Below are 23,179 nucleotides of genomic sequence, written 5' to 3' on the forward strand. Positions count from 1 at the left end.
GGTTGGCAGGCCGGGTGGGGGGACGGTGTCGACAGGTCAGTTGTGGAAGGGGAGGCCGGCGTCGGCGACGAGCTCCAGATCGTCGGCGTCGGACGGTGGGAGCAGGGTGGCGCTGCCGTCGCTGACGGGGACCACGCCGAGTTCCAATAGTTCGGACATGGCGGCGCTGCCCGCCATGTCACGAACCTGGAGCTGGTAGCGGGCGGTGGTGCGGTAGGTGCCTCCGGCGTCGTCCCCGGTGCGCTGGAGGAAGCCGGACTCCGTGAGGAACGCCACGGCCTTGCCGATGATCCCGGTGGTCGATCCGGCCAGTCGGCGAGCGTCCTTGGTGGCTCCGGTGGCACTGCGGCGGGTGTAGATCCGCCACGCGGATTCCAGGCCGGGGGCCTCGGTGACAGGATCGGTGTTCTCGCCCTGTTGCTCCGCCCGCTCTTCGAGACGGCGGCACGCCTGGCGCACGAAGGCTTCCACGCCGTACACGGTGATGCGTCCGACGTACCCGTCGTCGGCGAGGTCTTCGGGGCGGGGAAACGCGAGGGCTGCGACCGCTAGATGGGCCAGACCGTGGAGGAACCGGTCCGCGGACTCCGCGGACGCGCGTCGGGCGTACTCGCCCATGCGGACGGCGAAGACGGAGTCCTCGGCGGCTGCCAGGGCCATGCCCGCCCGGGGGGAGACTTCGAGCACGATCAGACCGAGTCCGGTTGCCACCGCGTCGGCGAGGCGGGCGAAGGGCGCGTCCTCTCGGTAGCGCCTGAGCAGTTCGGTGTACTCGACGTCGCGCGCGGGAAGCAGCTTGGGCTGGAGTCCGCAGGACACGAGCCGGGCGGCGTCGGCGGCATCGGCGGGGGTGATCCTCGCCGCGCCGTCGTTCACGGCGTTGGGAGCGTTGATGGTGTTGATGGTGTTCACGGCGTTGGCAGTGTTGGCGGTGTTTGCGCCGTTGAAGGGAGCGTCACCGCTGTCCGGCGCACGCCAGGGGTCGCGCTCGGCGTGGTGGTCGGTCACTGCGGGTGCTCCTCATGGCAGAGGGGTGAGTGGGGTACGGGGGGTGGCGAGGGCCGATGACGACATCGTGGGGCTGGGCGTCTCCAGCTGGGTACCGAGTCCGGCTGTCGTGCCTGGTCGGGGGCGGCGCCGCTCGTCGGGGATGGCGGTGGAGCCGACTGCTGGGTACCCGTCGGGCGTTGCCGTCTCGGTGCAGTCCAGAACGGGTCCGGGTGCGTGGCTCCCGTCGGCCGGCTGGTCATCCGGCCTCCGTGCGGCCTGCCGCCATGCCGACCGTGTCCAGGAGGGCGGTGCCGACGATCAGGTCCGCGCCGCCGAACTCCGCATCGTCGAGTTCGGTTCCGTCATCGACGGCGAACAGCAGTCGTTCCTCGCCTTGCCTATAGGCCGTGCCGACGGGCGGGCTTGCCGCATGGACGGCCAGGAGGGCGACCAGATAGGGCAGTTCTGGGTCAATTGCCCGGGCTTCGACGAGGAGGCCCGAGAGTCTGCGCGGGGCATCGTGTTCAAGGTCGAGCAGTTGCAGGGCGTTGGCCAGTTGGTCTTCGCTGAACCGGCTGTCGTCGGGAGTGGCGATGAGATCGGGTTCGGGCATCTCCGCGCCGAGGTGCTCACGCTCCACCGGCGGAGTGAGCAGCAGGTCGATCAGGTCCCCCATGCGCGCTGACGACGGGGTGCGCAATCCTGCGCCGCGGGCGAAGAAGGCGTCCGTGACCCGGATCGCGGAGTGCAGCGGGAGAGGCAATAGGGGGGCCAGCAGCTGACCGTAGAGATCGAGACCGGTGTGCGAGGTGGGGCGCGCGAACGCCTGTCGGTCCTGCTCGGCACGGAACAGGGGGCCGGCCTCCAGCAGCCGGGACTGGAGCTGGGTGTGGCGGCGGATGCAGTCCTTGACGATGTCGACCAACTCGGCGGCACGACGCTTGTGCTCGGGCTCTTCCGCCTCGTCGCGCGCCTTGCGGATATTGGTCAGGATTGCGTTCTCGTGGCGGTAGCGGTCGGCGATGTGGTCGAGCGCCTCGGCGATCATGTCGGGTACGGCGTTCAACCAGTCGACAGCGCGCACGTTCCGGCGAGTGGCTTCCAGGGTGCGCCGAAGGCTCTCGGCGTACTGGACCGTGCGGTAGCGCGCCTGCTCGGCGGCGAGCTGGGCATCGGCGAGCTTGCCCCGGCTGATGAGGACCTCCAGCTTGACCTCGGCCGCGATCTGCGCGCTGGTGACGTCGGTGTCGAGAGCACCGACGAGGACGTTGACCGCTTCGTCGGTGGTGCGCAGATACACGCCGCCACCGGTGCCGGGGACCTCCTCGATCAGCTTGAAGTCGTAGTCCCGACGGATGTAGGCGCCATCAGCCCCGAAGGTGCCGTACACAGCGCGGAATCCACGATCGACGCTTCCCACGTTGATCAGGTTCTCCAGGACCCAACGGGCGACGCGCTCGTGCTCGACAAGGGGTCGCTCGGGTGCCTGTGCGGCCACTCTGGGCAGGAGTCTGGCCACTATCTGCTCGTGGTCCGCGCCGGTGTCGAAATCCATGTGGAGGGTGACGAGGTCGATGGCGGCGAGGGCTACCTCCGCCATCGAGTAGATCGTGTACTCCCCCGCGAGATTGGCCTTGCGGGTGTCGAGGTCATGCAGCGGGGCGGTGCAGGCGAGCGCGCGCAGCCGCCGCGCGAGCCCTTCGTCGGCGGCCGGGCCCAGTGCGGGCCGCGGCCCCGCGCTGAGCTGGGGCGGAACAAGATCCGTCGGGGCTGGCGAAGTCACGCTGCACAGACTAGGTCCTCGCACTGACAACGGTCGAAACGGCGCAGAGCGACCGCTGCCGGCGTGTGCGAACCGACGGAGCCGATGGGATCCACCCATCGCCACATAGGCCCATCAGCCCGTCGGACTATCGTCTGCGCCGCAGCCGATGTCCGGGGCCTGCGCGGCTAGCGCTCTTCGCCTTCGGGCGCCATGTGTCCGTAGGTCTCGACCATACGAGCGCGCGAATCGTGCAGATAGGCGGCGAGCAGCCGCTCAGCTGCGGTCCGGTCGCCGGCTCTGAGGGCTTCCAGTATGGCGCGGTTGCGGACGAGGAAGGGTTGGTGGAGTTCGCGTGGATTCTCGACCGCGTGGAAGGCGAGCCGTAGTTCGGCCAGCACGCTCCGCATGAGTTCGTCGGTGCGGGCGCTACCGGCGAGGGCCACCAACTCGCGGTGGAAGTGGATGTTGGCGGTGGACACGCCGGTCCAGTCGTGCTCTCGCTCTGCCTGCTCGCCGCCGCTGACGGCTTCGTCCAGCCCGTCGAGGACGTAGGGCGGCTCCCCCAGCCCGTGGACCACGGCGCATTCGACGAGCTGACGGGTGCGGTAGATGTCGACGACGTCCTGGACGGCGAGCATCCGGACGAAGACGCCGCGGTTGAGTTCATGCACCAGGAGCCGTTCGTGGGTGAGCAGCCGGAACGCTTCCCGCAAGGTGTTGCGGGAGACGCCGAGCGCCTTGCCGATGGCGTCTTCCGAGAGCCGCTCACCGGGTGGGAAGTACCCCTCGGCGATACGGGTGCGCAGGATGTCCGCGACGCGTTCGGCCGTGCTCGTGCGCCCCAACAGGGCACGGTCGTCCGCCAGCCCTCCCGTACTGCCCGGGAAGTCGGCGTGCACCGCTGTGCCGCTGGGGCCGACCGGATCGGCCTTCTTGGTGCCCGGATCCTTGACGCTCACGACGCCCCTCTCTGTCAGCGTCGACCACCGGCCGACCTGCGGGCTCCCATCGTAGAACGAGGAACGGGACGACAAAACTCTTGTCGGATCGTTCAACGATCCTCTACCTTGGGGAGGGTTGGGTCGATCAGTGGCACCATCTCCCCTTCTGTGAGGTGAGGATGAGCAAGACTCAGGCAGGGCCGTACCAGGACGATTTATCCGAGCCCGTCGGCGCTTTCGCCTGGCTGAAGGCACTGGGCCCCCGTGGGCGCCGGGCCTTCGGTGGCGCCTTCGGCGGCTACGCCCTCGATTCCTACGACTACTTCACCCTGCCCCTGGGCATGGTCGCGATCTCCGCCTACTTCCAGCTCGACCACGGACAGACCGGTCTCCTCACCACCGTGACCTTGGTGGTCTCCGCGGTCGGTGGTGCCCTCGCCGGAATCCTTGCCGACCGGATCGGCAGGGTGCGGGCCTTGATGATCACGGTGACCACCTATGCGGTGTTCACCGTGGCCTGCGGTTTCGCTCCCAACTACGAGACCCTGGTGGTCTTCCGTGCGCTACAGGGGCTCGGCTTCGGTGGCGAGTGGGCTGTGGGCGCGATCCTCGTCGCCGAGTACGCCACCGCGAAGCACCGCGGGCGAACCCTCGGGGCGGTCCAGAGCGCTTGGGCGGTCGGTTGGGCACTCGCCGTGATCGTCTACACCCTGGTCTTCGCCTTCCTCGACGAGGACGTCGCCTGGCGCGTGCTCTTCTGGACCGGTGCGCTTCCCGCTCTTCTGGTGATCTACGTCCGCCGCCATGTGAGCGACGCCCCCGCAGCAGCCGCGCAGCGGGCGGCCAGTGAAGGACGCGGTTCGTTCTCCGCGATCTTCGGCAAAGCCCTGCTCCACACCACCTTGTTCGCCACACTCCTGTCCACCGGCGTTCAGGGTGGCTACTACACGCTGGCCACTTGGCTGCCGACCTATCTGAAGACCGAGCGGGGACTGACCGTGATCGGTACGGGGGGCTATCTGGCGTTTCTGATCTCCGGCGCGTTCCTCGGCTATCTCACGGGCGGATACCTCACCGATCGAATCGGCCGAAAGCGGAACATCGTGCTCTTCGCCGTACTCAGTTCGATCAGCATCCTCGCGTACACGCAACTTCCGGCCGGTCAGAACGGATTGCTGCTGGTGCTGGGATTCCCCCTCGGCTTCTGCATGTCGGCGATATTCAGCGGGTTCGGCTCGTTCCTGAGCGAGCTGTACCCGACCGCCGTGCGAGGTACCGGCCAGGGATTCACCTACAACAGTGGTCGCGCGGTGGGTGCGTTCCTGCCGACCCTGGTGGGTTTCCTCTCCGACAGTTGGGGGGTGGGTGGCGCTCTCGCCCTGGGTGCCGTTGGCTACGGTCTCGCCGTGGTGGCGCTCATCGGACTGCCCGAGACACGGGGCCGGGAGTTGTGGTGAGTCAGGACCGGATCCCCGGCTACGGGCACCGCGTCGGGAACACGCCCCACCGAGGGCGCGGCCCCGTGGAGCACCCGAGCCCGCCACTCGGCGGGGTAGCACCGACAGCAACCGCCGACCCTGAGCACGGGCGAGCGGAGAACGGAGCACCGCAAGGGTTTCGCACCCATCGGCGGAGCGAGTACCACGTGGCCCGAGGCCACGGGAGCAGAGGAGGGGCATATGACCTGGGCGTCCATCGACCTCAACGCCGACCTGGGGGAAGGCTTCGGCCCATGGCGACTGACCGACGACGAGGGCCTGCTGTCCGTCGTCACCAGCGCCAATGTGGCCTGTGGCTTCCACGCCGGTGACGCGTCGACCATGCGGCGGGTCTGCCGGCTCGCGGCGGAGCGGTCCGTGCGCATCGGGGCTCAGGTCTCCTACCGTGATCTGGCGGGCTTCGGTCGCCGCGCCATGGACGTTCCGCCGGATGAACTGGCCGCGGAGGTCGCGTACCAGATCGGGGCGCTGGAGGTGTTCGCCCGCGCTGCCGGTGCACGGGTCTCCTACGTCAAACCCCATGGCGCCCTCTACAACCGAGTCGTCCACGACGAGGAGCAGGCCGCCGCCGTCGTGGAGGGCGTGCGGCTGACGGGCGAGCGGCTTCCCCTGTTGGGACTGCCGGGTTCCAAGCTCCACACCATGGCGGAGAAGGCGGGGCTACCCGCAATCACCGAGGCATTCGCGGACCGGGCGTACACGGCAGGGGGCACCCTGGTACCGCGCGGCGAGGAAGGGGCGGTCATCAGCGCGGAATCGGAGGTCGTCGAACGCTCGGTGAGCATGGCCAGGTTCGGTGTGGTCAGCTCGCGCTGCGGCCGGTCCATCCCGGTGCGGGCCCGTTCGCTGTGTGTGCACGGTGACACCCCCGGTGCCGTCACGCTGGCGCGTCAGGTCCGCAGCCAACTGGAGAGCGTGGGCGTGCGCGTGGAGTCCTTCGTATGAGGGTCCTTCCGGTCGGTGGTCGAGCCCTGCTCATCGAGGTCATGGACAGCGAGGAGGCAGGGGCGCTCCATGCGGAGTTGCTCAGACGCAGGGCGGCGGGGGCACTGCCCGTCGTGGACGAGATCGTGCCCGCGGCACGGACCGTGCTGATCGACGGTCTCGCCGATCCCGGGCAGTTGGCCCGCGAACTGCCCCTCTGGGAGATCCCGCCGCTTCGGACATCCACGACGGAGGTACTGGAAGTGCCCGTTCGCTACGACGGCCCGGATCTGGTCGAGGTGGCGGCCCGGTGGAAGGTCACACCGGACGAGGTCGCCGCGATGCACTCGGCGGTCGAGTTCCGCGTCGCCTTCTGTGGGTTCGCCCCGGGGTTCGGCTATCTGACGGGGCTGCCGGAGGAGTTCTCGGTCCCGCGAAGGGCGACCCCGCGCACGAGGGTGCCCGCTGGATCCGTCGCCCTGGCTGGCCCGTACACGGGGGTCTATCCTCGCGCCTCCCCGGGCGGCTGGCAGTTGATCGGCCGGACGGACGTAGAGCTCTGGGACCCTGCGCGGCAGCCTGCCGCGCTGCTCGCTCCGGGGGCGAGGGTGCGATTCACCGTGGAGCGACGATGACGGACCGAGCGCTGTCCGTGGTGCGCTCGGGTGCGCTCACCACCGTGCAGGACCTGGGTCGGCCCGGCCATGCACACCTCGGAGTTCCCCGCTCCGGAGCGCTGGACCTGGACGCCGCTCGGCTCGTCAATCGGCTGGTCGGCAATGCGGAGAGCGCGGCGGTCCTGGAGACCACGCTGACGGGGTGTGCCGTGAGACCGCGGCGCTCGGTGGTCGTCGCCGTCGGCGGGGCGCCGTGTTCCGTCAGCGTCGAGGGACGTCCGGTGGCGTGGGGAGCACCGGTGCACGTGCCGGCGGGCGCACTGATCGAGACCGGATGGGCCAGGGCCGGGGTGCGTACCTATCTGGCCTTCGCGGGCGGTATCGCGGTGGAGCAGACACTCGGCAGTCGCGCCACCGATCTCCTGTCCGGGCTCGGCCCACCACCCCTGAGTGACGGCGGTGTCCTGCCCCTCGGCACGCCAACGGGACGCCCCGCCCGTGTCGATGGTGTTCTGCCGTGGCCCGCACCGCCCCGCGAGTTGGTGCTGAGGCTTCGGCTGGGGCCACGGGACGACTGGTTCACCGCCGATGCGCTCCGCACCCTGGCGCGCGCCAGCTACCGGGTGTCTGCGGCGAGCAATCGCATCGGCCTGCGCACCGAGGGGCCGGCTCTCCGTCGGGCATTCGACTCGGAACTCCCCAGTGAGGGCGTGGTCCTCGGGGCGGTGCAGGTGCCACCGGACGGCCGCCCGGTCGTCTTCCTCGCTGACCATCCGACCACGGGCGGCTACCCGGTGGTGGCGGTGGTCGACCCCCAGGACCTGGCCGGGGCGGCTCAAGCCAGGCCCGGCACTCCCGTACGGTTCGTGCCGCTGGCATGAGCAACACGGCGAGGAGCAACACGGCGAGGACCGGAACCGAACCACCGCCACCCCACCCCCACCCTCACCTCACCAACAGCAACAGCAACAGCAACAGCAACAGCAACAGCAACAGCAACACAGCCTGCGAAGGGCTCAGGTCTTCGGCGCCAGGATCGACGAGGTCAGGCTCTCCAGACGGGCTGCGCTCTCGGGGGCGAACGCCTTCGTGGTGAGCGGCAGCCTCCCGGCCCGGAGAAAGGCCGAGAAGGGGGCGACGGGAGGTTGGTCGAGTCGTTCCACCATGGGCAGGATCGCCCGGTCGACAGAAGTCGCGAACCATCGGGCGACGGCCTTGCTCAGCGTCCGCATGGGCTCAGGGAAGGACTCCGGCTGCGAAGTTCGAACGAATCCGGGGTTGTGGAGCACATAGCGGGTGCGGGCAGCTGGATGGCGTACGGGAAAGTCCGCGCCGAGGAGATCGTTGCAGCGCGCGGATTGCAGGGCAGCGCGCATTCCCTTGTAGCGCCGGTTCAATTGGAGATCGTCCCAGTGGACGGTGCCGGAAGGCCCGCCCGGGCTGGAGATGTTCATGATGACGGGCGTGCCCGCGGACCGCTCCAATGCCGCCAGCAGTCCTCGGGCCAGGACGAACCGGCTGAGATAGGCCAGGGCGAAGGTGAACTCCAGGCCGTCGACGGTCTCCACCCGACGGGGCTGGAATCGCTGCGCACCCAGGACCAGTCCATCGATGACCGTACTGATCGTCTCCGTCGCCTCGATCGCACGGTGCATGCCCGCAAGGGTGCTCAGATCCGCCTGGAGGAAGAAGGCCCTGTCCGCGGCGTCGATCCGGGCCGCATCCGTCAGGAAGGTGGCCCCCTTGGCCGCCCCGCTCGCTATCGCGATCACTCGCTCTCCACGGCCCAGCAGGTGCAGTCCGAGCCCTCTGCCGATGCCATCGCTTCCACCAGTGATCACATAAGTCCGCATACGACCATCCCCCAACCCATAAGTCATCGACTGATGACCGGAGGCTAGGCGCCCGGAAATCATCAAGTCAACAATCGATGACTTACGATGACTCCATGTCAGAAGCGACCGCTCAACCAGGCCCGGTCCCACCGCCTCGCGCTCCCAAGCGGCGCGACAAGGCCGCCACCCGCGCAGCTCTCCTCGACGCCGCCCGCCGTCGCTTCGGCAGCCAGGGATACGACGGCACCGGCGTCCGTGACATCGCGGGCGAGGTGGGGGTGGACCCGGCACTCGTCTTCCGCTACTTCGGCTCCAAGGAGAAGCTCTACGCCGAAGCCGTGCACTTCAACGCGCCCAAGGCGGTGACTGGCGGTCCACACCGTCCGATCACCCACATCACGAACGATCTGCTCCGCAGCGTGCTGTCCTGCGATCAGCAACAGATCGGGGACGAACACCCGCTGCTGGTGATGCTGCGCTCCGCAGGTCGCGCCGAGGTCCGCGAGCAACTGCGGGCCCAGGTCTGCTCGGGCTACGTGCAGAACCTCACCCAACGGCTGGAAGGTGAGGACGCCGCGCTGCGCGCGGAGCTGATGGGAGCCCTGCTGCTCGGGATCGGGGTGATGCGTTCGATCGTGGAGTCACCGGTCCTCGGCAAGGCGTCCTTCGAGGAGACACGCGTGTTGGTGGCACGGTTGATCGCGCACCTCGCGGCCGACCAGCCGGTACGCGGGACCCCCTGATTCCTCACTGCGCTACCAGTGCCGGAGTTCGCTTCCGCGGCTGGGCGAGGATGACGGCTGCCCGACGGCGCCGACGCAGCAGAAGGCCCGAGCGCACCCACACGCAGCAGTACGCGGCCCTCTAGGCACATCGCCGCACATCGCCGCACGTCCCCGCACATCCCCGCACGTCCACGCCCGCCACAGCAGCCCGCCGGCCGCCCGTCATCCGCCCGACTGCACCGCTCACAGCGTCCCCGCACCGCATCCTGCCGAACCTGCCGTGGACAGCGCACGGCCCGGCCGCCACCGGGCCCGGGCTCGGCCCTAGCGCTCCCCATATCCACCGCCGCCCGGGGTCTCGATGACCAGGACGTCCTCGGGCCCCAACTCGACCGAGTCGATGCCCTCCAGCCGGACCGTCGAACCGTCCGCGCGCCGCACCCGGTTCGCCCCCAGCGCTCCCGGCCCCCCGCCTGCCATGCCGTACGGCGGCACCCTCCGGTGCCCGCTGAGCAGCGTCACCGTCATGGGTTCAAGGAAGCGAATGCGCCGGACCACTCCCCGGCCACCGCGCCAGCGGCCGGTGCCACCGCTGTCCTCGCGCACGGAGAAGGAGTCGACGCGCACGGGGTAGCGCCACTCCAGGACTTCGGGGTCGGTGAGCCGTGAGTTGGTCATATGGGTCTGCACCGCATCCGCCCCGTCGAAGCCGTTCCCCGCTCCTGAACCGCTGGCGACGGTCTCGTAGTACTGCACCCGGTCGTTGCCGAAGGTCAAATTGTTCATGGTGCCCGATCCTTCGGCCTGGACGGCGAGGGCCGCGTACAGCGCTCCGGTGATCGCCTGCGAGGTCTCGACATTGCCGGCCACGGTCGCCGCGGGATAGGACGGGGCCAGCATCGACCCTGGTGGCACCCTCACCTCCACGGGCACCAGACAGCCGCTGTTGAGTGGGATGTCCTCCCCGACGAGGGTTCGGAGCACATAGAGGACGGCGGCCATGACCACCGACGTGGGGGCATTGGCGTTGCCGGGGCGCTGGGGCGAGGTGCCGGTGAAGTCGATGACGGCCGAGCGCTCCTCGCGGTCGACGCGCACGGCGACCTGGATGACGGAGCCGTCGTCGGTCTCGTACCGGTACTCGCCCTCGTGCAGTTCGGCGATGATCCGGCGCACGGATTCCTCGGCGTTGTCCCGTACGTGCCGCATGTAGGCGTGCACGACGTCGAGACCGAACTCGTCCACCGCGCGCCCCAGTTCCTCGATGCCCTTCTCATTGGCGGCGATCTGGGCTCGGAAGTCGGCGATGTTGACGTCCGGTGCACGGGAGGGGTGAGGGGCCTCGCTCAGCAGTCTGCGGGTCTCCTGCTCGCGCAGTCGGCCGTCCCGCACGAGCAGCCAGTTGTCGAAGAGAACGCCTTCGTCGTCGATGGTCCGGCTGAAAGCGGGCATGGAGCCGGGGGTGATGCCGCCGATCTCGGCGTGGTGACCGCGCGAGGCGACCAGGAAGCGCAGTCGGCCGTCGGTGAAGACCGGCGTCACCACCGTCACATCGGGCAGATGGGTGCCACCGTGGTAGGGGTCGTTGATCGCATAGACGTCCCCGGGTCGCATCGTCCCCGCGTTGCGGCGCAGCACCTCCTTGATGGACTCCCCCATCGATCCCAGGTGTACGGGAATGTGGGGGGCGTTGGCGATGAGATTGCCTTCGGGGTCGAACAGTGCGCAGGAGAAGTCGAGCCGTTCCTTGATGTTGACGGAGTGCGCCGTGTTCTCCAGGCGTACGCCCATCTGCTCGGCGATGGCCATGAAGAGGTTGTTGAACACCTCCAGGAGGACCGGGTCGGCGTCGGTGCCGACAGCGGTCCTCGGTGGCCGGGGCCGCACCCGGGTCAGGATCAGTTCGCCGGTGTCGCGGGCCTCGGCCTGCCAGTCGGGATCGACCACGGTGGTGGCGTCGGGCTCGGCGACGATCGCGGGTCCCGCCACGGTGTCCCCCGGGCCGAGCGAGGTGCGGTGGTGGAGGGGGACCGGCCGCACAACGCCCATCACGTACATCTCGACCCGCACCTCGGGCTCGGACGCGGTACGCGTGGCCTGTACGACCGGTTCGCCGTGCTCACCGGCGGCGCCGACCGCCTCCACCGAGACCGCCTCCACCACCAGGGAGGTGTCCATGGTGAACCCGTAGCGGGCGCGGTGGGCGGCGGTGAAGGAGTCGGCCATGGCGGTGGCGGACTCCAGCGGTACGGGCAGGGCGGTGTCCGTACCGGCGTATCGGAGCAATACGCGAGTACGGGTGGTGATGGCCGTGTCCGCGAAGTGGTCGGCGGTCAGGTCCTCGTGCGTCTGCTCGGCGAGTTCGGCGCTCAGGGCGTGTACGCGGGCGGCCGTCTCGTCGTCGAGTTCCGCTTCCACGGACCGTTCGCGCATGGCGGTGGCGTCGGCGAGGCCGATGCCGTAGGCGGAGAGCACCCCGGCGAGCGGTGGCACGATCACGGTGGTGATACCGAGCGCGTCGGCGACCGCGCAGGCGTGCTGGCCGCCCGCGCCGCCGAAGGAGTTCAGGGCGTATCGGGTGATGTCGTGGCCGCGTTGGACGGAGATCTTCTTGACCGCGTGGGCCATGTTGAGCACGGCGATCTCCACGAAGCCCTCGGCGACCTCTTCGGGGGTACGGGCGCTGCCGCTCTCCTCGCCCACTCGCCGGGCGAGTTCGGCGAAGCGCTCCCTTACGGTGTCCGCGTCCAGGGGTTGGTCACCGTCCGGTCCGAACACGGCGGGGAAGTGGTCGGGTTGGATGCGCCCGAGCATCACCTGGGCGTCGGTGACGGTGAGCGGGCCTCCCCCGCGGTAGCAGGCGGGCCCGGGGGATGCTCCCGCGGAGTCAGGGCCCACGCGGTAGCGCCGGCCGTCGAAGTGGAGGACGGAACCCCCGCCGGCGGCGACGGTGTGGATGCTCATCATGGGTGCACGCATCCGTACGCCGGCGACCTGGGTGCCCAGTTCCCGTTCGAACTCGCCCGCGTAGTGGGAGACATCGGTGGACGTTCCGCCCATGTCGAAGCCGATGACGCGGGGGTAGCCGGCGCGTGCTGCGGTGCGGGCCATCCCGACGACGCCTCCGGCCGGCCCCGAGAGCACGGCGTCCTTGCCGCGGAAGTGGGCCGCCTCGCGCAGACCGCCGTTGGACTGGAGGAACATCAGCCGGATGCCGTGGAGTTCGGCTGCCACTTCGTCCACGTAGCGGCGCAGGATCGGCGAGAGATAGGCGTCCACGACGGTGGTGTCGCCGCGGGGGATCAGTTTGATCAGCGGGCTGACCTCGTGGGAGCAACTGACCTGGGTGAATCCGGCGGCTCGGGCGGCGGCGGCGATGCGGGCCTCGTGTTCCGGGTGCCGGTAGCCGTGCATCAGGACGATCGCGACGCTGTCGAACCCGTCGGCGCGGGCCGCACGAAGTCGTTCGACGACGGTCGGAAGGTCGAGGGGGCGTACGACCGTGCCGTGTGCGTCGATCCGTTCCGGCACCTCGATGACGCGCTCGTACACCGCTTCCGGCAGGACGATCCTTCGGTCGAAGATCCGCGGACGGTTCTGGTAGGCGATGCGCAGGGCGTCCTTGAAGCCCTCCGTGATGATCAGCACGGTGGGTTCGCCGTGCCGTTCCAGCAGGGCGTTGGTGGCGACGGTCGTACCCATCTTGACGACGGTGACGCGGTCGGTGGGGATCGGCGCCCCGGGGGCGAGGTCGAGAAGTGCCCGGATGCCGGCGACCGCTGCGTCCGGATAACGCTCGGGGTCGTGCGAGAGGAGCTTTCGGCTGACGAGCCGTCCGTCGGGCCGTTTGCCCACGACGTCGGTGAAGGTGCCGCCACGGTCGATCCAGAACTCCCAGCGCCCGGTCATGCCGCCATTCTGGCAAGGGGGAGCGTGGTGGACTCGGTGGCGCCGTGTGCGTTCCGCCAGGTGGTGGGCGTGCGATGGGCTCGGGTGCCGTGTCGAGGGCCCGCGCCCGCGCGTCCGCCGTCTCTCACGACCATGGGGCCGTGGGACGGCGGACGCGCCGGGGCGCAGGGTCAGCCGACGGGTGCGTCCGGGCCGATCCGACTGCGTACCGCCGTTTGGACCTCGGCTTCCTCGGCCGGGTCGGCGGCGAGTCGGCGCAGTCGCTCGGCGACCCGCACATCACCGGTCTCCGCGTGCAGCGCTGCGACCTCTCGGGTGGTCTCCTCGCAGTCCCAGAGGCACTCGACCGCGAACCCGGTGGGGAAGGAACCGTCGGTCGCCGCCAGTGCCCGGGCCGCTCGCCCGCGCAGTTGGGACGATGCGGTCTCGCGGTAGATGTGGCGCAGTACGGGCGCGGCGCAGGTGATGCCCAGCCGTCCGGTGCCGTCGACGAGGGTCCAGAGCATGGGTGCGTCGGGGCCGTCGGTCCGTACGGTCTCGCGCAGGGCGCCGAGGACGAGTGCGTCGTCACCGGCGACGCCGCGGCAGGCGAGGACTCCTGCGGCGGACTTCCCGAGCGCATCCTGGCGGTGGACCCAGGTCCGCGCCCGGCTCACCACCTCTGGGCCGCACATGCGCTCGAATGCGGCTGTCGCCGCATCGGCGACCGTGCGGGAGCCGTGGGAGACCGCCGCATCGATGAGGTCGAGCACCGCGGGATCGGATGATTCCGCGAGGTAGTGCAGGGCGGCGCAGCGGGCGCCGTCCGGGCCGCTGCGGGCAGCCGTGAGGATGGCGGCGCGGTCGTCCGCGCCGGCGACCGCGGACAGGCAGCGCGCGGCCGGTACGTGCAGCGCTGCACCGCGCTCCAGACCTTGTTCGACCCAGTCGAACACGGCTTGTACGCTCCACCCGGGCCGGGGGCCGCTGGGTCGCATCTGCCGTTGCCATCGGTCGAAGGACCCGGCCTCCTGCGCGGCGCGGATCCGCGGGCCGATGTCGGCCCGGGGGTCATCGGCCCATAGGCGCCAGGGCCGTGGCTCGAACGCGTCACGGACCGTGGCGGCCAGTTCGGCGTCGCCCTCCGGGGTGTTCGGGAACCTGGCGAGGACGGGGGCGGCGAGTGAGCGCAGTCCCGCGTCGTCGTCGCGCAGGGCGAGTTCATCGAGCGCCCAGGCCCAGTTGGCACCGCTGCGGGCGTAGTGGCGCAGCAGTCGCAGGGCGTCCGCCCTGCCGTACGACGCGAGGTGGCCGAGCACCGCGAGGGCGAGGCCGGTCCTGGCCTCGTCGGTGTCGCGGTGGTCGTCGACGTCACAGAGGTGGCGCTCGATCTCCTCAAGATCACCGTGGAGATCCAGGTAGAGGCGTGCGTAGTAGAGGGAGCGATTCTCGACCTGCCAGTCGTGGCGCGGGTCGTGGAGCACGCAGTGGTTGAGGGCGGCGAGCGCCTCGGCGCGGGGGGCCGCGAGCGCGTGCAGCGTGCCGTCGCCGCGGCCTCTCTGCAGCAGGCCGAGCAGCGTACCGCTCGGCGCTATGACTGGATCAAACATGGGGAAGGCCCTCACATCAAGCTCTCGACGCAACCGGGGACTGGGGTGCCTAGGCCGCGCAGCAACATGTAGGGCCGCCCGTGGTCTGCTGCTTGGTGTAGAGCATCTTCCTGCCTCTCGTCGGTGGCCCCAGGGGGAATTCCCGGTGATGTCCGGGACAGGGCCCGACGTCATGATGACCCACCCATTTCGCCACCGCGACCACATTTACGACGCCCCTTGCGGGACCCGTCCGCCGGGGCCGGTCGGCGGGTTCATCGGTTGCCGAACAGCTCCAGAAGCTCTGTCTTCCCAAACATGCGCGCGGTATCCACGGCGGAGGGGGTTCCTGCGGACGGATCGGCTCCGGCGGCCAGGAGCACGCGGATCACTTCGTCCTCCCCCTTGAAGACGGCTCCTGCCAGTGGTGTCTGCCCCCGGTCGTTGGGGCGGTCGGGCTCGGCGCCGCGCTCGATGAGGGCACGGACGGCGAGGGCGTGGCCGTGGTAGGCGGCCAGCATGACCAGGGTGTCACCGCGGTCATTGGTGAGGTTGGCGGGAACGCCGGCGTCGATGTACGCGGCGAGGGCCTCGATCTCACCGCGCCGGGCGAGGTCGAAGACCTTGGTGGCGAGTTCGATCACCTCAGGGTCGGGAACCTCACTCATCGGTTGGACCGCCTCTCTCGTTCCGGTGACCACAGGGGGGTGGTCGACGACCGGTGGCTGACTGCTGACTGTCGCCCGCCTCCAGGAACCTCCTGGTGGCGGGCTGTGGCGCCCGAAGCCGGGGGCATCCGAGCACAGGGGAACAGTCGTACGGACGACATGTCAGAGTACTGCCCGCACCGAACGCGGAGTGAGCCCCTCCGCGTTCGGGAAGCGGGGCCGTGGACCGTCGCCCGGGGCACTGTGCCCGCTGACGGCGGAGTGTGCCCCTCGGGAGGCCGCGCCTTCTCCGCCAGTGCAGTGAAATTCAGGGATTTTCACCCATTTACACCTTTTATCGCATAGATACTTCCTGTGAGGTTGGAAGAACTCGTGGTGACTGTCCCCTTCGACCAGGAGAACCTCATGATCCTTTCCATGTCAGGTGTGGTGCTGCTCGCGATCATCGTCTTCCTCTTCTTCCGCAAGGACGGCCTCAAGGCGTCCCACGCCGTCGTCTGCGCCCTCTTCGGCTTCTTCCTCGCGGGCACCGCCATCGCCCCCAGCATCGAGGCCGGCAGCCAGAGCCTCGCCAGCCTCCTCGGCGGGATCAAGTTCTGACCCCTGCCGCCCGGTCCCGGCGCCCCACCACCGAAACCGAGCAGACCCCTCCCACCCCAACCGAGCAGCCCCCACCCACCCCAACCCTGCAATCCCCCCGCCCCAGCACCCCCAGGAGAACGATGTGGCCCGGCGACCGCTCCCCCGCATCCTCAGCAGCGGATCCGCGCGGATCACCCGCGGTCGGGAGATCGCCCGCACGGCTGCCGACAGCGCCACCGACGTCCTCCATCCGTTGATCATCGTCTCGCGCGGCCTGGGCAAGCTCGCGGGACTGGCCCGACGGAAGTGGGCCGCGACCCCCAAGGAGAAGCGCGGTCCCACGCTCCTGGTGGTCGCGGGGTGCGGACTGGCGGTGGCTCTCGTCCCGTACGGGCCGGCCATGGCCCTCGCCTCGGTCATGGCCGCGGCGGCCTGGCAGGGGCGAGGGCGCAGCACCGCGAAGTCCGGTCCCGACGAGGCCGAGACCGGCCGGCTCACCGCGCTGTACGAAGCGCTCGTGCCGTACTTCTCGACGCCCGACGATCCGGCGCCGCTCTACACCCACGGCGGTTCCTGGGCCGATGCCTTCCACGACTACGCCTTCGACGGCAACGGCCGGCTGACCGGGCTGCGCATCAGCTACCCGGCGTACTTCACCGACGGCGAGGACGAGTCCCGCGCCCGCGTCGAGCAGGTGGTGCACGCCAAATCGGGCCGCGGCCGGGAGTACCGCTTCGTCTGGGACGAAGAGGGCAACGAACTGGTGATGAGCGTCCTGCCCGCGCTCTCCACCGCGATCGCGGCCCAGCGCTTCATCACCGTCCCCGGTGAGACGGTGCTGGGCTTCACCGACCCGGGTGCAGTCCAGCGCACCGTGCCCGTGGTGGACGGCGACGAGACCCGCGACGCACCGCCCGTGATCTGGCGCACCGGCCCCCGGTCCACCGAACCGCACCTGCTGGCGATCGGGGGACCGGGCAGCGGAACCACCAATCTGCTGCGGTCCATCGCACTCCAGGCACTGCCGTACGGAGATGTTCTGATCGTGGAGGGTGCGGGGGCCGGCGAGTACGCCTGTCTGCGTGGACGGCCCGGTGTCCTCGCCGTCGAATGCGGTCTGAGCGGGGCGCTCGACACCCTGCAGTGGGCCGTGCAGGAGACGGAACGACGGCTCGTCGCCGCGAACCACGCGCGGCAGGCCGACCGTCCACTGCCGGAGGACGTCCGCCGACCGCTGTGGATCCTGGTGGACCGGCCCAGCGTCCTCGGGCACCTGGCCGCGGCCGACGGACGCCCCGACCCGCAGGAGCTCCTGGCGGTTCCACTCCGGCATGGGCGGGCCGCCTCCGTCACGGTCGTGGTGGCCGAGCAGTTCGACAGCCTGGAGACCCTCACCGAGACCGTGTGCTCCCACACCCGTGCCCGGGTCGTCCTCGGGCCGGCCGGATTCGACGAGATCGAGGCCGTACTCGGCGCGGTCCCGCACACCACTCCCACCCCAGACGTCCCCCCGGGGCGCGGGTATGCGCGCCTCGGCATCGGGTCGGTACTGCGCGTACAGGTGCCGGCGACACCCGACCCCTTCGACGGCGCGACGAGCGACACACACCGACAGGCGGTGCTCGCCCTGCTACCGGACCACCACCAACGGGCGGAACCGGTTCCGGCACAGGCCGAGGGCCTCTAAGGAGTCTTCCGGCACAGGCCGAGGCCGGCCGAGAGGTCTTCCGGACCGTGGCGCACCCGCCGACTCGGGCGTGAGTCGGCGGGTGCGCATGGAACTACGAACCGGATGGACCGATCAGGCGACGAAGGTGCGCGGCGCTTCCGTCCCCGTGGTGACGCCCGTCTCCACCAGCCGGGCCGCCGCCGCCAGTCGCGCCGCCGCCTCGTCCGCGACCGCGCCGCTGACCGTGAACGGCAACCGCACGAAGCCCTCGAACGCCCCGTCCACCCCGAACCGCGGCCCCGACGGCACCCGTACGCCCACGCGCTCGCCCACCTCGGCGAGCCGGGACCCGGAGAGCCCACCGGTGCGCACCCACAGCGTGAGCCCGCCCCGCGGTACGGCGAACTCCCACGAGGGCAGCTCCCTGCGCACCGCGCCCACCAGGGCGTCGCGGTTCTCCCTGGCCTGCGTGCGACGGGCCGACACCGCCTCGTCCCAGTTCCCCGTCCGCATCAGCCACTGCACCGCCAGCTGCTCCAGGACGGGCGTCCCAAGGTCGGCGTAGGCGCGTGCGGCGACCAGTGAGCGGATCACATCGGGCGCCGCACGGACCCAACCGATCCGCATGCCCGCCCAGAACGCCTTGCTCGCCGACCCGACCGTGATCACCGTGCCCCCGGCGGGATCGAAGGCGCAGGCGGGGCGGGGCATCTCCAGATCGTCTTCGAGATGGAGTTCGGACATGGTCTCGTCCACGATGAGCACCGTGCCGGCGGCCCGGGCGGCGTCCACGAGCCGACGCCGCTGGTCCTCGTCGGCGAGCGCGCCCGTCGGGTTGTGGAAGTCGGCGACGACATAGGCGAGCCGGGGTGCGGCATCCCTGAGCACCTGCTTCCAGCGGGACAGGTCCCAGCCCCCGAGCCCCTCCTCCATCGCCACCGGCACCAGTCGGGCACCCGCCTCACGCATCAACTGGAGGATGTTGGCGTACGAGGGCGACTCCACCGCGATGCGTTCGCCGCGGCCGGCGAACAGATGGCAGATGGCGTCCATCGCGCCCATGGCGCCGGTGGTGACCATGATCTGCTCGGGCATGGTGGGAATGCCGCGCTGGCTGTAGCGCTCGGCGAGCATCTCGCGCAGGGCGGGGATGCCGGCCGGGTAGTCGCCGTGGGTGTGCGCGTACGGAGGGAGTTCTTCCAGGGCGCCTTGGACGCTGCGGGTGAGCCAGGGCTCGGGCGCGGGAAGTGCCGCGCAACCGAGGTCGATCATGGAACCGAGTGATTCAGGGGGCAGCGGTTCCAGACCGCGCGCCGGCAGCGGATTGCCGGCCGGCACCGCCGTCCAGCTGCCCGCACCCCGTCGGGATTCCAGGAAGCCCTCGGTCCGCAGGGCTTCGTACGCGGCGGCGACCGTGGTGCGGCTCACGGAGAGGGCCAGGGCCAGTTCGCGTTCCGCGGGGAGCCGGGAAGCGACCGGAACCCGCCCTTCCAGGACCAGCAGTCGAATGCCGTCCGCAAGCGCACGATAGGCGGGGGGCTTCCTCGTGCCGGGGCCGGCCGGGCGGGGCTGCTGCACGGCCAATTGCCGGGCAAGCCGCGTTGCACCCACTGCCGAAGTCCACTGAGCCACGAAAATCAGTCCACCTTCCTGGAATTGGCCATGGTTGCCAAGAGTTCCCCCGCCACAGAGTGTCATGAGCCAGTCCACTTCTTCCAGAGGGGCCATCGTGTCCATAGATTCAGTCGGTCCCATAGATCCGGTCGGTCCCATAGATCCGGTCGGTCCCATAGATCCGGTCGGAACCGGCCCCACGACCGGGGAAGGCGAGCCCGCACGGCACGGCACGGCCGGCGTGGGCCCGGCGCCCGAGCCCCCTAAGGAGCCCCGAGGCCCAGAAGACGGGGAACCCACCGGCCGGCGGCCCGCCTCGATGCCCCGCAGACTGGTGCAGCTCTACCTCGGACTGGTCCTGTACGGGGCCAGCTCGGCCCTGCTCGTGCGCGCGGGACTCGGTCTGGAACCGTGGAACGTCCTGCACCAGGGCGTCTCGGAGCGGACCGGGCTGACCATCGGCACGGTGGCGATCATCGTCGGGGCCGTGGTGCTGCTGCTGTGGATACCGATCCGGCAACGCCCCGGACTCGGCACCGTCTCCAATGTCGTGGTCATCGGACTCGCGATGGACGCCGCACTGGCCGTCGTCCCGGACATCGACGCCCTACCGGCCCAGATCGCGCTGATGGTCACCGGCATCGTGCTCAACGGCATGGCGACCGGCCTCTACATCGCGGCCAGCTTCGGACCCGGCCCGCGGGACGGGCTGATGACCGGACTCCACCGGGTCACCGGACACTCGATCCGACTGGTGCGTACGGGAATCGAGGTGGCCGTGGTCGTCACCGGCTTCCTGCTGGGCGGTTCGGTGGGCATCGGTACCGCCGCCTACGCCCTGTCGATCGGCCCCCTCGCGCAGTTCTTCCTCCGCCTGTTCGCCGTCCCCGAACAGGGCACCGGCACCGTGGTCGTCGCCTCGCGTTCACCTCGGCGGGCGATACTGCGACGGTGACCGGAGCACCCCACCCCTACCTTGAGCACCCCTCGGTCCTGGCCTTCGCCCACCGCGGCGGCGCGGCCGACGGGATCGAGAACACGGCCGCCGCCTTCCGCCGTGCGGCAGCGCTCGGCTACCGCTACTTCGAGACGGACGTCCACACCACCGCCGACGGGCGGCTCGTCGCCTTCCACGACGCGACCTTGGACCGCGTCACCGATGCCACCGGGCGGATCGCCCGGCTGCCGTGGAGCGCCGTACGGCACGCCCGGGTGGACGGACGGGAGCCGGTGCCGCTCTTCGAGGACCTGCTGGAGGAGTTCCCGCGGGCCCGCTGGAACGTGGACGTCAAGACCGAGACCGCGGTCCGCCCGCTGGTGGACCTCATCCGTCGCACGGGCACCTGGGACAGGGTCTGCGTCGGTTCCTTCTCGGAGCGCCGGGTCCGTCGGGCGGTGGATCTGGCCGGCCCCCGGCTGGCCACGTCCTACGGCGCCCGCGGAGTGCTGGGACTGCGGCTGGCCTCCCTCGGCGTGCCCGTCTCCGTTCGCGCGGGCGGGGTGTGCGTCCAGGTTCCCGAGGCGCAGAAGGGGGTACCCGTGGTGGACCGCCGCTTCGTCACCGCCGCGCACGCCAGGGGGCTCCAGGTGCACGTTTGGACCGTGAACGACCCGGATCGGATGAGAACCCTCCTCGACCTGGGTGTGGATGGCATCATGACCGATCATCTGGAGACGTTGCGCACAGTGCTGGACGACCGGGGGGCCTGGGCCTGATTCCGTGCGTCCCGCATAGGGGAGATGAGTGAGGGGGCACGGATGACGACCGGGAGCACCGACGACACCGAGACGTCGACCGGCTCGGACGACCCCCTCGACCCCCTCGACCCCGGCGCTCGCCGGCGCGAACAGCGCGGCTGGTACTTCTACGACTTCGCCTGCTCCGTCTACTCGACGAGCGTGGTGACCGTGTTCCTCGGCCCCTATCTGACCTCCGTGGCCAAACGGGCCGCGGACGGGGACGGATTCGTGCACCCGCTGGGCATCCCCGTCCGGGCGGGCTCCCTGTTCGCGTACTCCGTCTCCCTGTCCGTGATCGTCGCCGTGGTGCTGATGCCGATCGCCGGCGCCTGGGCGGACCGGACCGGCCGGAAGAAGCCGCTGCTCGCGGTCGCCGCCTATGTGGGCGCGGCGGCCACGACGGGCATGTTCTTCCTCTCCGGTGAGCGCTATCTCCTGGGCGCGTTCCTGCTGATCGTCGCCAATGCGTCGCTCTCGGTCTCGATGGTGCTCTACAACGCCTATCTGCCCCAGATCGCCGAGCCGGCGGAACGTGATGCGGTCTCCTCGCGCGGGTGGGCGTTCGGCTACACCTCGGGCGCGCTGGTGCTGATGCTGGATCTGGCCCTCTATCTGGGCCATGACGGGCTCGGGCTGTCCGAGTCGGAGGCGGTTCGCATCTGTCTGGCGTCGGCGGGGTTGTGGTGGGGTGCCTTCACCCTGATTCCGCTTCGCCGACTGCGTGACCGCCACATCCCGCCCAGCGGCGAGGGAGCCGTCGGTTCGGGTTGGCGGCAGCTGGTGGCGACCGTCAAGGACATGCGCAGGCATCCCCTGACGCTGTCCTTCCTACTGGCCTACCTCGTCTACAACGACGGCGTCCAGACCGTGATCTCCCAGGCGTCCATCTACGGTTCCGAGGAACTGCACCTCGACCAGTCGACCCTGATCACCGCCGTGCTGCTGGTCCAGATCCTGGCGGTCGCCGGTGCACTGGGAATGGAGCGGCTCGCCAGGACTCATGGGGCGAAGCGCACGATCCTGGGCTCCCTCGCGATCTGGACGCTCATCCTGGTCGCGGCCTACTTCCTGCCCGCCCGCTCACCGGGGTGGTTCTTCGCGCTGGCGGCGGGAATCGGCCTGGTGCTCGGTGGCAGCCAGGCCCTGTCCCGCTCGCTCTTCTCCCATCTGGTGCCCCGTGGAAAGGAGGCGGAGTACTTCTCGGCCTACGAGATGAGCGACCGGGGGCTCAGCTGGCTCGGACCGCTGGTGTTCGGGCTCGCCTATCAACTGACGGGCAGTTTTCGCGAAGCCATCATCTCGTTGGTGATCTTCTTCGCCTTGGGATTCTTCCTGCTGGCGCGGGTACCCGTACGACGTGCGGTCGCGGCAGCGGGCAATCCCGTACCGGAACGGATTTAGACGTTGAAGTCAAAGGGCGGTAGTGTACGCGTTTGGCCTGCCAGGCGGACCGTTACTGCGCAGAAGGGGAAGTGAAATCCGCGGGTGACACTTTCTGTCAGATGTGACAAACCGGTCACTGGTGGGTACCCCAACGTAGGGGAAAGCAGCGGCACGACGGGCGACGCATGACCCGGAACGGGAATCTTTACGGCCGACCGGACGTTGACCGGATGACGACGACAGCGACACCTGTCCTGTGGGCGACAAGCCCGGGAGGCACGATTCATGAGTGAGCGAGCTCTCCGCGGCACGCGCCTCGTGGTTACCAGCTACGAGACGGACCGCGGCATCGATCTGGCCCCGCGCCAGGCGGTGGAGTACGCATGCCAGAACGGACATCGGTTTGAGATGCCGTTCTCGGTCGAGGCAGAGATTCCGCCGGAGTGGGAGTGCAAGGCGTGCGGCGCCCAAGCACTCTTGGTGGACGGGGACGGCCCCGAAGAGAAGAAGGGGAAGCCCGCGCGGACGCACTGGGACATGCTCATGGAGCGGCGCACCCGCGAGGAGCTGGAGGAGGTGCTGGCCGAGAGGCTGGCGGTCCTGCGCTCCGGCGCCATGAACATCGCCGTGCATCCTCGGGACAGCCGTAAGTCTGCCTGACCGGCACTGCATCGCGTACCACCGCAGCACCGAGTTAACTACATCAAGTACAAGCGAGCCGCGGGCTGTGCTCCACGCAGAGTGGAGCAC

19 protein-coding genes are annotated in these 23,179 nt (G+C 69.8%); 11 read left to right on the plus strand and 8 right to left on the minus strand.

Annotated elements, in window-relative coordinates; genetic code table 11:
- Window positions 1–36: 36 nt before the first annotated feature.
- From ACFXJL_RS33980 to ACFXJL_RS33990, 3 genes are all read right to left on the minus strand, one after another.
- On the minus strand, window positions 37–912 hold the full coding sequence (locus ACFXJL_RS33980) for a hypothetical protein (protein ID WP_384699208.1): 876 nt from the start codon (window positions 910–912) through the stop codon (window positions 37–39).
- Between the two features lie 334 nt (window positions 913–1,246).
- Window positions 1,247–2,773 carry a hypothetical protein gene (locus ACFXJL_RS33985; protein ID WP_384699178.1) on the minus strand — a complete coding sequence of 509 codons (1,527 nt, stop codon included), beginning with the start codon at window positions 2,771–2,773 and terminating at the stop codon, window positions 1,247–1,249.
- 167 nt (window positions 2,774–2,940) lie between these two features.
- On the minus strand, window positions 2,941–3,621 hold the full coding sequence (locus ACFXJL_RS33990) for a GntR family transcriptional regulator (RefSeq protein WP_384640186.1): 681 nt from the start codon (window positions 3,619–3,621) through the stop codon (window positions 2,941–2,943).
- A gap of 254 nt (window positions 3,622–3,875) precedes the next feature.
- On the opposite strand from ACFXJL_RS33990, the gene ACFXJL_RS33995 reads away from it, so the two are divergent.
- The 4 genes from ACFXJL_RS33995 (at window position 3,876) to ACFXJL_RS34010 (ending at window position 7,617) form a co-directional block, all read left to right on the plus strand.
- Window positions 3,876–5,153, plus strand: a complete 1,278-nt coding sequence (locus ACFXJL_RS33995) for an MFS transporter (RefSeq protein WP_384699181.1) — start codon at window positions 3,876–3,878, stop codon at window positions 5,151–5,153.
- Between the two features lie 222 nt (window positions 5,154–5,375).
- Window positions 5,376–6,140: a LamB/YcsF family protein gene (locus tag ACFXJL_RS34000; RefSeq protein ID WP_384699184.1), complete on the plus strand. Its 765-nt coding sequence runs from the start codon at window positions 5,376–5,378 to the stop codon at window positions 6,138–6,140.
- Window positions 6,137–6,754 (plus strand): 5-oxoprolinase subunit PxpB, encoded by a 618-nt coding sequence (pxpB, locus tag ACFXJL_RS34005; protein WP_358879137.1) that lies wholly within the window; start codon window positions 6,137–6,139, stop codon window positions 6,752–6,754. The genes ACFXJL_RS34000 and pxpB overlap by 4 nt, the downstream gene beginning before the upstream one ends.
- Window positions 6,751–7,617 carry a biotin-dependent carboxyltransferase family protein gene (locus ACFXJL_RS34010; RefSeq protein WP_358879138.1) on the plus strand — a complete coding sequence of 289 codons (867 nt, stop codon included), beginning with the start codon at window positions 6,751–6,753 and terminating at the stop codon, window positions 7,615–7,617. The genes pxpB and ACFXJL_RS34010 overlap by 4 nt, the downstream gene beginning before the upstream one ends.
- Window positions 7,618–7,752: 135 nt before the next feature.
- Here the strand turns inward: ACFXJL_RS34010 and ACFXJL_RS34015 are convergent, their stop codons facing one another.
- A complete protein-coding gene (locus ACFXJL_RS34015) occupies window positions 7,753–8,589 on the minus strand; it encodes an SDR family NAD(P)-dependent oxidoreductase (protein ID WP_384699188.1) in 837 nt (278 codons plus the stop codon).
- 95 nt (window positions 8,590–8,684) lie between these two features.
- On the opposite strand from ACFXJL_RS34015, the gene ACFXJL_RS34020 reads away from it, so the two are divergent.
- Entirely contained in the window at window positions 8,685–9,314 is a 630-nt protein-coding gene (locus ACFXJL_RS34020; protein WP_384699191.1) for a TetR family transcriptional regulator, read from the plus strand.
- Between the two features lie 306 nt (window positions 9,315–9,620).
- Here the strand turns inward: ACFXJL_RS34020 and ACFXJL_RS34025 are convergent, their stop codons facing one another.
- From ACFXJL_RS34025 to ACFXJL_RS34035, 3 genes are all read right to left on the minus strand, one after another.
- Window positions 9,621–13,205, minus strand: a complete 3,585-nt coding sequence (locus ACFXJL_RS34025; RefSeq protein WP_384699194.1) for a hydantoinase B/oxoprolinase family protein — start codon at window positions 13,203–13,205, stop codon at window positions 9,621–9,623.
- 170 nt (window positions 13,206–13,375) lie between these two features.
- On the minus strand, window positions 13,376–14,794 hold the full coding sequence (locus ACFXJL_RS34030; RefSeq protein ID WP_384699197.1) for a HEAT repeat domain-containing protein: 1,419 nt from the start codon (window positions 14,792–14,794) through the stop codon (window positions 13,376–13,378).
- A gap of 254 nt (window positions 14,795–15,048) precedes the next feature.
- Window positions 15,049–15,441 (minus strand): ankyrin repeat domain-containing protein, encoded by a 393-nt coding sequence (locus ACFXJL_RS34035; RefSeq protein WP_358879143.1) that lies wholly within the window; start codon window positions 15,439–15,441, stop codon window positions 15,049–15,051.
- A 405-nt stretch (window positions 15,442–15,846) separates the two neighbouring features.
- Here ACFXJL_RS34035 and ACFXJL_RS34040 point away from each other — a divergent pair, with 405 nt between their 5' ends.
- Entirely contained in the window at window positions 15,847–16,041 is a 195-nt protein-coding gene (locus ACFXJL_RS34040) for a hypothetical protein (RefSeq protein ID WP_329015719.1), read from the plus strand.
- 124 nt (window positions 16,042–16,165) lie between these two features.
- Window positions 16,166–17,710: a hypothetical protein gene (locus tag ACFXJL_RS34045; protein ID WP_384699200.1), complete on the plus strand. Its 1,545-nt coding sequence runs from the start codon at window positions 16,166–16,168 to the stop codon at window positions 17,708–17,710.
- A 114-nt stretch (window positions 17,711–17,824) separates the two neighbouring features.
- Here ACFXJL_RS34045 and ACFXJL_RS34050 read toward each other — a convergent pair whose 3' ends face one another.
- Window positions 17,825–19,303 (minus strand): PLP-dependent aminotransferase family protein, encoded by a 1,479-nt coding sequence (locus tag ACFXJL_RS34050; protein WP_384699212.1) that lies wholly within the window; start codon window positions 19,301–19,303, stop codon window positions 17,825–17,827.
- A 322-nt stretch (window positions 19,304–19,625) separates the two neighbouring features.
- Between ACFXJL_RS34050 and ACFXJL_RS34055 the strand changes: the two genes are divergently transcribed.
- The 4 genes from ACFXJL_RS34055 (at window position 19,626) to ACFXJL_RS34070 (ending at window position 23,089) form a co-directional block, all read left to right on the plus strand.
- Window positions 19,626–20,261, plus strand: a complete 636-nt coding sequence (locus ACFXJL_RS34055; protein WP_384699203.1) for a YitT family protein — start codon at window positions 19,626–19,628, stop codon at window positions 20,259–20,261.
- Window positions 20,258–21,022: a glycerophosphodiester phosphodiesterase gene (locus ACFXJL_RS34060; protein ID WP_384640026.1), complete on the plus strand. Its 765-nt coding sequence runs from the start codon at window positions 20,258–20,260 to the stop codon at window positions 21,020–21,022. Before ACFXJL_RS34055 ends, ACFXJL_RS34060 begins: the two co-directional genes overlap by 4 nt.
- Window positions 21,023–21,064: 42 nt before the next feature.
- Window positions 21,065–22,447, plus strand: coding sequence for an MFS transporter (locus tag ACFXJL_RS34065; protein WP_384640029.1), 1,383 nt, complete (start codon window positions 21,065–21,067; stop codon window positions 22,445–22,447).
- 267 nt (window positions 22,448–22,714) lie between these two features.
- Window positions 22,715–23,089: an RNA polymerase-binding protein RbpA gene (locus ACFXJL_RS34070; protein ID WP_003959706.1), complete on the plus strand. Its 375-nt coding sequence runs from the start codon at window positions 22,715–22,717 to the stop codon at window positions 23,087–23,089.
- Window positions 23,090–23,179 lie beyond the last annotated feature (90 nt).

Origin of the sequence: Streptomyces sp. NPDC059256, from assembly GCF_042753785.1 — a bacterium.
Classification (GTDB): Bacteria; Actinomycetota; Actinomycetes; order Streptomycetales; family Streptomycetaceae; genus Streptomyces.

Bases quoted from the DNA above. Each gene is read 5' to 3' on its own strand.
- ACFXJL_RS34065 (WP_384640029.1), top strand. From the start codon at position 21,065: ATGACGACCGGGAGCACCGACGACACCGAGACGTCGACCGGCTCGGAC.
- ACFXJL_RS34010 (WP_358879138.1), top strand. From the start codon at position 6,751: ATGACGGACCGAGCGCTGTCCGTGGTGCGCTCGGGTGCGCTCACCACC.
- ACFXJL_RS34020 (WP_384699191.1), top strand. From the start codon at position 8,685: ATGTCAGAAGCGACCGCTCAACCAGGCCCGGTCCCACCGCCTCGCGCT.
- ACFXJL_RS34025 (WP_384699194.1), bottom strand. From the start codon at position 13,205: ATGACCGGGCGCTGGGAGTTCTGGATCGACCGTGGCGGCACCTTCACC.
- ACFXJL_RS34000 (WP_384699184.1), top strand. From the start codon at position 5,376: ATGACCTGGGCGTCCATCGACCTCAACGCCGACCTGGGGGAAGGCTTC.
- ACFXJL_RS34035 (WP_358879143.1), bottom strand. From the start codon at position 15,441: ATGAGTGAGGTTCCCGACCCTGAGGTGATCGAACTCGCCACCAAGGTC.
- ACFXJL_RS34040 (WP_329015719.1), top strand. From the start codon at position 15,847: ATGATCCTTTCCATGTCAGGTGTGGTGCTGCTCGCGATCATCGTCTTC.
- ACFXJL_RS34070 (WP_003959706.1), top strand. From the start codon at position 22,715: ATGAGTGAGCGAGCTCTCCGCGGCACGCGCCTCGTGGTTACCAGCTAC.
- pxpB (WP_358879137.1), top strand. From the start codon at position 6,137: ATGAGGGTCCTTCCGGTCGGTGGTCGAGCCCTGCTCATCGAGGTCATG.
- ACFXJL_RS33995 (WP_384699181.1), top strand. From the start codon at position 3,876: ATGAGCAAGACTCAGGCAGGGCCGTACCAGGACGATTTATCCGAGCCC.
- ACFXJL_RS34015 (WP_384699188.1), bottom strand. From the start codon at position 8,589: ATGCGGACTTATGTGATCACTGGTGGAAGCGATGGCATCGGCAGAGGG.
- ACFXJL_RS34030 (WP_384699197.1), bottom strand. From the start codon at position 14,794: ATGTTTGATCCAGTCATAGCGCCGAGCGGTACGCTGCTCGGCCTGCTG.
- ACFXJL_RS34055 (WP_384699203.1), top strand. From the start codon at position 19,626: ATGCCCCGCAGACTGGTGCAGCTCTACCTCGGACTGGTCCTGTACGGG.